The sequence below is a fragment of the Pigmentiphaga sp. genome (assembly GCF_019689535.1).
GTDB lineage: Bacteria > Pseudomonadota > Gammaproteobacteria > Burkholderiales > Burkholderiaceae_B > Pigmentiphaga.
The window spans coordinates 1-7,784 of the sequence record NZ_JADGHH010000169.1 but is presented as its reverse complement, the minus strand read 5'-3'; the positions used below and the strand labels follow the sequence as shown (position 1 = coordinate 7,784).

At 64.6% G+C, this 7,784-nt stretch carries 7 protein-coding genes and 2 pseudogenes; 6 read left to right on the top strand and 3 right to left on the bottom strand.

What is annotated here, in order from left to right:
- The 5 genes from IRZ12_RS13715 to ftsB form a co-directional block, all read left to right on the top strand.
- On the top strand, nucleotides 1-398 hold a 398-nt coding region (locus IRZ12_RS13715; RefSeq protein WP_296469429.1), incomplete at its 5' end, for a hypothetical protein.
- Between the two features lie 160 nt (nucleotides 399-558).
- Complete coding sequence (locus IRZ12_RS13710; protein ID WP_296469427.1) at nucleotides 559-2,217, top strand: CTP synthase; 1,659 nt, start codon at nucleotides 559-561, stop codon at nucleotides 2,215-2,217.
- A gap of 88 nt (nucleotides 2,218-2,305) precedes the next feature.
- Nucleotides 2,306-3,154, top strand: a complete 849-nt coding sequence (gene kdsA / locus IRZ12_RS13705) for a 3-deoxy-8-phosphooctulonate synthase (protein ID WP_296469430.1) — start codon at nucleotides 2,306-2,308, stop codon at nucleotides 3,152-3,154.
- 20 nt (nucleotides 3,155-3,174) lie between these two features.
- Nucleotides 3,175-4,458: a phosphopyruvate hydratase gene (eno, locus tag IRZ12_RS13700; protein WP_296469425.1), complete on the top strand. Its 1,284-nt coding sequence runs from the start codon at nucleotides 3,175-3,177 to the stop codon at nucleotides 4,456-4,458.
- A 60-nt stretch (nucleotides 4,459-4,518) separates the two neighbouring features.
- Nucleotides 4,519-4,866: a cell division protein FtsB gene (gene ftsB, locus IRZ12_RS13695; protein WP_296469421.1), complete on the top strand. Its 348-nt coding sequence runs from the start codon at nucleotides 4,519-4,521 to the stop codon at nucleotides 4,864-4,866.
- Between the two features lie 17 nt (nucleotides 4,867-4,883).
- Here ftsB and IRZ12_RS13690 read toward each other — a convergent pair whose 3' ends face one another.
- Both IRZ12_RS13690 and hslO read right to left on the bottom strand, forming a co-directional pair.
- Nucleotides 4,884-5,639, bottom strand: a complete 756-nt coding sequence (locus IRZ12_RS13690) for a TadE/TadG family type IV pilus assembly protein (RefSeq protein ID WP_296469419.1) — start codon at nucleotides 5,637-5,639, stop codon at nucleotides 4,884-4,886.
- Between the two features lie 111 nt (nucleotides 5,640-5,750).
- Complete coding sequence (gene hslO / locus IRZ12_RS13685) at nucleotides 5,751-6,680, bottom strand: Hsp33 family molecular chaperone HslO (protein ID WP_296469417.1); 930 nt, start codon at nucleotides 6,678-6,680, stop codon at nucleotides 5,751-5,753.
- 50 nt (nucleotides 6,681-6,730) lie between these two features.
- Here hslO and IRZ12_RS13680 point away from each other — a divergent pair.
- Nucleotides 6,731-7,558: pseudogene (locus IRZ12_RS13680) on the top strand (ferritin-like domain-containing protein).
- Here the strand turns inward: IRZ12_RS13680 and IRZ12_RS17585 are convergent.
- Nucleotides 7,488-7,784, bottom strand: a pseudogene (locus tag IRZ12_RS17585) (hypothetical protein); the annotation flags it as partial. The pseudogenes IRZ12_RS13680 and IRZ12_RS17585 overlap by 71 nt on opposite strands.

Here is a 7,784-nt window from a genome sequence, read left to right as displayed (position 1 = left end):
GCGCCAGGGGGTTCGAAGCCACGGGCTGGGGGTTTCTCGTGCCCTGCGCGGCCTGTGGCGTGGATCTTCCCGCAGACCGCAATTTCGAGGTGGAAATCCGGCACCGGCGCGTCGTCATCACCGACCGCAGCTTTTCCAAGGCCGAGGATACGGCTACTTCGGCCGAGCTGACCCTGTCCTACGACCGGCAGGCCAAGCGGTGGTGGCTGCGCTCGCTGCGGCAGCTCACCGTCTTTCAGCGCTCCGGCCGGGCCGAGGAATCGCACGTCGACTACGAGGCCCGTACTACCCGGGACGCGGTGGGCCGTCATGACGGCCAGGTCTTCTTCGCCGAATCCGTCCAGTCCGGCCGCATCGAAGGGGAGCAGCCCGCCCTGGATACGCTGGTGCTGTACTGAACCTGGGAGCGCGCGGGCGTTCCGGCCCGCCGGCCTTGGCCGCGCGCCCGATGTCTTTTTGTCGCCAAAGGTTACGCCCCCTGGGATCGCGGCCCTTCGGAACAGAAGCTATAATTCCAATTTCCCGCAAGCGCTCGGCAAAAACCGCGCGCCATTGGCAATGACCAAGTACGTATTCGTTACCGGCGGTGTGGTGTCTTCCCTGGGGAAAGGCATCGCCGCCGCGTCCCTGGCCGCTATTCTTGAATCGCGCGGCCTCAAAGTCACTCTTCTCAAACTCGACCCCTACATCAACGTCGATCCCGGCACGATGAGCCCGTTCCAGCACGGCGAGGTCTTCGTGACGGAGGACGGCGCGGAAACGGACCTGGACCTGGGGCACTACGAACGTTTCATCAGCGCGCGCATGCGCAAGGTGAACAACTTCACCACGGGCCAGATCTACGAATCGGTGCTGCGCAAGGAGCGCCGGGGCGATTACCTCGGCAAGACCGTCCAGGTCATCCCGCACATCACCAACGAGATCCAGGATTTCATCGCCCGCGGCGCCGCCGCGGCCTGGGATGGCAAGACCGACGTGGCCATCGTCGAGATCGGCGGTACGGTGGGCGACATCGAATCCCTGCCGTTCCTCGAGGCTGCACGCCAGATGAGCCTGCGCCTGGGGCGCGGGGGGGCAGCCTTCATCCATCTCACGTTGGTGCCCTTCATCGCCTCGGCCGGCGAGCTCAAGACCAAGCCCACGCAGCACTCGGTGCAGAAGCTGCGCGAAATCGGCATCTATCCGCACGCGCTGCTGTGCCGGGCCGACCGCCCCATACCCGACGACGAGCGCGCGAAGATCTCCATGTTCTCGAATGTCCCGCTCGATGCGGTCATCTCCGTCTGGGACGTGGACTCCATCTACAAGATCCCCGCGATGCTCCATCAGCAGGGGCTGGACGACCTCGTCTGCGAGGCCCTTGGCCTGCAGCCGCCCCCGGCGGATCTTTCCATGTGGGAAGGCCTGATCCACGCGCGCGAGAACCCCGAGAGCGAGGTGCACATCGCCATGGTCGGCAAGTACGTGGACCTGACCGAGTCGTACAAGTCGCTGACCGAGGCGCTGGTACATGCCGGCATCCACACTCGCTGCAACGTGGTCGTCGACTATATCGACTCCGAGGAAATCGAGAGCGAGGGCACGGACAAACTGCGTAAGTACGACGCCATCCTGGTGCCGGGCGGTTTCGGCAAGCGTGGAACCGAAGGCAAGATCCAGGCGATCCGCTACGCCCGGGAAAACGGCGTACCCTACCTGGGCATCTGCCTGGGCATGCAGCTGGCCGTCATCGAGTTCGCTCGGCACGTGGCCGGGCTGGCCGGTGCCAATAGCACGGAGTTCGAGCTCGATACGCCGCATCCCGTGGTCGCCCTGATCACCGAGTGGATGGACCGCGAGGGCAAGATTGAACGCCGCTCCGCGACTTCCGACCTGGGCGGCACCATGCGCAAGGGCGCACAGCGCTGCCCGGTCAAGCCCGGCACGCTGGCACACTCGATTTACGGTGACGAGGTCAATGAACGCCATCGCCACCGCTATGAAGTGAACAACGTATACGTGCCCAAGCTGGAAGAAGCCGGCATGGTGATCAGCGCGCGCACGCCGACCGAGAACCTGCCGGAGATGATGGAGCTGCCCAACCACCCCTGGTTCGTGGGCGTGCAGTTCCACCCCGAGTTCACGTCTACGCCGCGCGACGGGCATCCGCTGTTCTCGGCCTATATCCGGGCCGCGCACGATTACAAGCTGCGGCGCGCCGCGGCGGAGCAGGCATGAGCGTCCCCGCCATCAGTGCGGGGAGGCCGTTGCTCGCTAGGAGGCAACCATGAGTCCACAGCAAGACGTCGCCAGCCGTACTTATTCCATGTGCGGATTCGAGGTCGGCCTTTCCAAGCCGTTCTTCCTGATTGCCGGACCGTGCGTGATCGAGTCGCTCGAGCTCGCGCTCGAAACCGCCGGCACCCTCAAGGAGCTGACGGGCAGGCTCGGCGTGCCTTTCATCTACAAGAGTTCCTTCGACAAGGCCAACCGCAGTTCGAGCAAGTCCTTCCGTGGCATGGGCATGGACTTCGGGCTCAAGGTGCTTTCGGAGGTCCGCGAGCAGATCGGCGTGCCGGTCCTGACCGACGTGCACGAGACCGACCAGGTCAGGCCGGTCGCCGACGTGGTCGACATGCTGCAGACGCCCGCCTTCCTATGCCGGCAGACCGATTTCATCCGCGCCTGCGCGGCCACGCTCAAGCCCGTCAACATCAAGAAGGGGCAGTTCCTGGCCCCGCACGACATGGCCAACGTCGTGGCCAAGGCCAGGGAGGCCGCGCTGGAAGCGGGCGGGGACGGGAACAATATCCTCGTCTGCGAGCGCGGAGCATCGTTTGGCTACAACAATCTCGTGTCGGACATGCGCTCTCTGGCTATCATGCGCGAAACGAATTGCCCGGTGGTTTTCGATGCCACCCACTCCGTGCAATTGCCGGGCGGGCAGGGCGCAACGTCTGGCGGACAGCGCGAATTCGTGCCGGTACTGGCGCGCGCAGCCGTGGCCGTCGGCGTGTCGGGACTGTTCATGGAGACACATCCGGATCCGGCGCATGCCAAGTCGGACGGGCCGAACGCGGTACCGCTCAAGCGTATGGGCGAGCTGCTGGCCTCATTGATAGAACTCGACCGTGTGACCAAACGTCACGGGTTTCTCGAAAACGATTTCCAATAACTTCTTGAGACTGGATACCTATGAGCGCAATCGTAGACATCATCGGGCGCGAAATCATCGACTCCCGCGGCAACCCCACGGTAGAGTGCGACGTGCTGCTGGAATCGGGAGCGATGGGCCGTGCGGCTGTTCCCTCCGGCGCTTCGACGGGATCGCGTGAGGCCATCGAATTGCGCGACGGAGACAAGTCGCGCTACTTGGGCAAGGGCGTGCTCAAGGCCGTCGAGAACGTCAATACCGAAATCGCGGAAGCATTGATGGGGCTCGATGCGCAGGAGCAGGCGTTCCTGGACCGCACGCTCATCGAGCTGGACGGCACGGAAAACAAGGAGCGCCTCGGCGCCAACGCCATGCTGGCCGTGAGCATGGCCGTGGCCAAGGCGGCGGCTGAAGAGTGCAGCCTGCCCCTGTATCGCTACTTCGGCGGCAGCGCCGCCATGAGCATGCCCGTGCCCATGATGAACGTCATCAACGGCGGTGCTCACGCGAACAACAACCTGGACATGCAGGAGTTCATGATCCTGCCGGTGGGCGCGACCAGCTTCCGCGAATCCCTGCGCATGGGGGCCGAAGTGTTCCACGCGCTGAAGAAATTGATCCACGACCAGGGGATGTCCACCGCCGTGGGCGACGAGGGCGGCTTTGCCCCCAATGTCGCCAATCACGAAGCGGCCATCCAGCTGATCCTGCAGGCCATCGAGAAGGCCGGCTATGAGCCGGGTACCCAGGTCGCGCTGGGCCTGGATTGCGCGAGCTCGGAGTTCTATCGCGACGGCAAGTATCACATGGAGGGCGAAGGCTTGACGCTGAGCTCCCAGGAGTTGACCCACATGCTGGCCACATGGTGCGACAAGTACCCGATCGTGACCATCGAAGACGGCATGGCCGAGAACGATTGGGATGGCTGGAAGTACCTGACCGAGCAGCTGGGGCGCAAGGTGCAGCTCGTCGGCGATGATCTCTTCGTCACCAATACCAGCATCCTCAAGCGCGGCATCGAGCAGGGCATTGCCAACTCGATCCTGATCAAGATCAACCAGATCGGTACCCTCACCGAAACCTTCGCCGCGATCGAGATGGCCAAGCGGGCGGGATACACCGCCGTGGTGTCGCATCGCTCGGGCGAAACGGAAGACACGACCATCGCCGACATCGCAGTGGCCACGAACGCGATGCAGATCAAGACGGGCTCGATGTCCCGCTCGGATCGCATGGCCAAGTACAACCAACTGCTGCGCATCGAGGAAGACCTCGGCGACGTGGCGCACTATCCGGGCCGCGAGGCGTTCTACAACCTGCGTTGATGCAATTGCGCCGGACTGCCTAGGCGGGTGGTCCGGTGCTCCCATTGGGGGACGGGCCGCATGCGTCTGCTCACTCTGATAATCGCCCTGCTATTGGTGCTGATCCAGTATCCGCTATGGCTGGGAAAAGGCGGGTGGCTACGCACCTGGGAGCTCGAGCGCCAGCTCGAGGCCCAGCGCCAGACCAACGAGGAATTGCGTACGCGCAATCTTGCGCTCGACGCCGAAGTGCGTGACCTCAAGAGCGGCACGGATGCCATCGAAGAGCGCGCCCGTTACGAGCTCGGCATGCTCAAGGAAGGCGAGGCATTCGTGCAGATCGTCGAAGGCCCGGCGGCTGCGGCGATTGCTCCGGGAACTGCGCCGGCATCGCCCCAGCGTCGCATGACCGCGCCTGCGGATCGATAAACCCGGCGCTTCCTGAACTACCCCGCCAGCAGATTTTCATTTTTCGCGTGCTCACGCGCGGCCGACTGCATAGGCATCGCAATGTCGCGCCGTATCACCACCAGGCCCGCGGCGCGGGCACGTCGCACGTAATCATCCTCCTCGCCGGAGTCGGCCAGCGTGCGCAACAGCGCAGCCATCCAAGGGAGGTAGGGGGCGTGCAGGTACGTGAGGCGCAACACGAGCGTATTGGCCTGGAACACGGTTTGCCGCGAATGGGGGCCGGCACCGTTGCCGTAACGGGCAAGATAGACGGTGTCGTGGTGCAGCCGCTGGTAGTCGTAGTCGAGCTCGCGAACGCCCCCGGCGCTTGACCGGTCATTGGAAAAATCGTCGAAGCTAGCCCGGTTCGGACTCAGTTGTTCGATGCGGGCCATAGGCAGGCCGTATTCGCGCTCCCGGGCCTGTAGCTTGGCCTTGACCCGCGGCCCCACGCTGGCAGGGTCCGGGAGGGCGTCGATGCCCAGTGCCGGCGCGAGGGCGCGCTCGAATGCACCTGCCATGGCGGATGGATCGGCGTGCGAGACGACGCCGGCGCGCGCGGCTTCGAACAAGGCGTAGCCGACGGCCTGGCGGACCAATAGCCAGCGACCGGTTTCAAAGGCGCCGAGCCCTACGAGCAGCAGCGGCAGTGCCACGACGGTGAATTCCGCCATGGCGGTGCCGCGTAGGCGGCGCAGGAGAATGCGAGGCGGGTGATGGACCGGAGGCATGACGCGAGCTTGCCCGTGCATCGGCCCGGCGTCCATTGTGGATACTGCCCGAGGACAAAACGCGCCTACCGCAGCCTGAGGGTTAGGCGCCATTCCACCCCTGCAGCAGCGCGGCCACGATGCCGCCTGGCGTCAGTGGCGCGTGGTGTTCTGGTGCCTCACCATGGCCGAATCGTTGGCGAACAATTCGGCGCAGTCGACCGCATCGAACTCGAAGCTCTTGACGCAGTAGTCGCAGTGGATTTGTACGCGACCTTGTTCTGCCAGAATGTCGTCCACTTCCGCCTTGCCGATGCGCAGCAGCACGTCGGCAACTTTTTCGCGGGAACACGTACAGCGATAGGTCACCGGGGCCGGGTCGAAGGCGCGCAGGGATTCCTGCCAATACAGGCGGTGGATCAAGGCGTCCGGCGTAAGCGTGAGCAACTCTTCCGGCTTGAGCGTGTCGGCCAAGACTTGGGCGCGTTCCCAGGTGTCGTCGGCCTTGGCTTGGGCGGCCTGGCCTTCGGTCTTGCCGCCATGCCGGGGAAGCTGTTGCAACAACACGCCGGCCGCGCATTCGGCGTTGGCCGCGAGCCAGATGCGCGTCTGCAATTGCTCGGAGGCTAGCATGTAGTGCTCGAGCGCTTCCGCCACCGAATTGCCGTGCAGCGCCACAATGCCCTGGTAGGGCTGCTGGCCCGGCTGGCGGTCCTGGGGATCGAGCATGACGGCGAAGCGGCCGCCTCCCTGGCTATTGAGCAGGCTCTGGAACGTTCCGTCGTCGGGCACGGCGTGGCCCTCGCGGAGCTTGACGGTCGCGCGTATGCCGAGGTCGGCATGGCATTCGACGACGATCAAGCCGATCGGGCCATCTCCCTGCAGCTGCAGGACCACGGTGCCGTTGAACTTGATGTTGGCGGCCAGCAGCGCGCTTGCCGCCACCAGTTCACCCAAGAGGCGCTGGACGGCGGGCGGATAGTCGTGACGGGCCTGGATTTCTTTCCAGGTCTGGCGTATGGAGGTGACCTCAGCCCGGACGGTCTGGTCCTCGAATAGGTATTTCTTGAGCTGATCGGACAAAAAACTTCCTCGAAAGCGCGTGGGGGTGAGCCATTCTACAATGCTGTCTTATGACAGCCGAACCCGAACTGCGACAGGCGGCGCGTCTACTGCTCACGCTTTGCGATCCGGCCGAGAAGGCCGCCCGTACGCGCGAGCTGGGGGCTTCGCCCGTATATGTGGATGCCGCCTGCGTTTTACAAGAGCCCGAGGGTGTCCCGGGCCGCCCGCTCCGCCCCGTCTTGGTTTCCCCGCGCGACGTACCGGGAAGGGGCGTGGCCTCGGTCGAGGCGCGCGCGGCATTGCTGCATGCGCTGGCGCACATCGAATTCAATGCGATCAACCTGGCGTTGGACGCGATCTGGCGTTTCGCCGGCATGCCCAAGAACTATTACCTGGACTGACTCAAGGTCGCCAGCGAGGAAGCTCTGCACTTCACCCTGCTCGCGGAGCACCTGCAATCCTTGGGCTACGCCTACGGCGATTTCCTGGCCCATGACGGACTGTGGCAAATGGCCGAGCGCACGCGGCTCGACCTGCTCGCGCGCATGGCATTGGTGCCTCGAACCCTGGAGGCGCGCGGGCTAGACGTCAGCCCGGCCATACGGGCGAAACTGGCAGGCGCCGGAGACATGAAGGCCGCGCAGATACTCGATGTCATCCTGCGCGACGAGATCGGGCATGTCGCGATCGGCAATCGTTGGTACCGCTATCTGTGCGAGCGCGAGGGCGTCGACCCAGTGGGCCATTATGTGGTCCTGGCCCAGCGTTATGAGGCGCCGGGCCAGTATGGACCGTTCAACCTTCCGGCCCGCCGGGCGGCGGGTTTCACGGAGACGGAGCTGCGTGCGCTGGAGCTGGCGGCCATTTCCGGACGCGATCGTCCGCGATCTGCTTGAGCGCTTGGCGTCGGATCTTGCCGGAGGGGGTTAGCGGCAGGGCTTCGACGAACTCGATCTCTTTGGGGGTGTCATCCCGGCCGAGTTCGGAGGCAACGTAGGCGATCAGTTGGTCGCGCAGCGTGCGGAGGCGGGCGGCGTCATCAGCCTCGGTTGGCGCAGTTGCGGGTTCGCCGGATGCCTCCTCGCCTTGCGCTGGGGCGGGGGGTTGCGCTTCGTCCGGCGC

Bases quoted from the DNA above. Each gene is read 5' to 3' on its own strand.
- IRZ12_RS13710 (WP_296469427.1), top strand. From the start codon at position 559: ATGACCAAGTACGTATTCGTTACCGGCGGTGTGGTGTCTTCCCTGGGG.
- kdsA (WP_296469430.1), top strand. From the start codon at position 2,306: ATGTGCGGATTCGAGGTCGGCCTTTCCAAGCCGTTCTTCCTGATTGCC.
- eno (WP_296469425.1), top strand. From the start codon at position 3,175: ATGAGCGCAATCGTAGACATCATCGGGCGCGAAATCATCGACTCCCGC.
- ftsB (WP_296469421.1), top strand. From the start codon at position 4,519: ATGCGTCTGCTCACTCTGATAATCGCCCTGCTATTGGTGCTGATCCAG.
- IRZ12_RS13690 (WP_296469419.1), bottom strand. From the start codon at position 5,639: ATGCACGGGCAAGCTCGCGTCATGCCTCCGGTCCATCACCCGCCTCGC.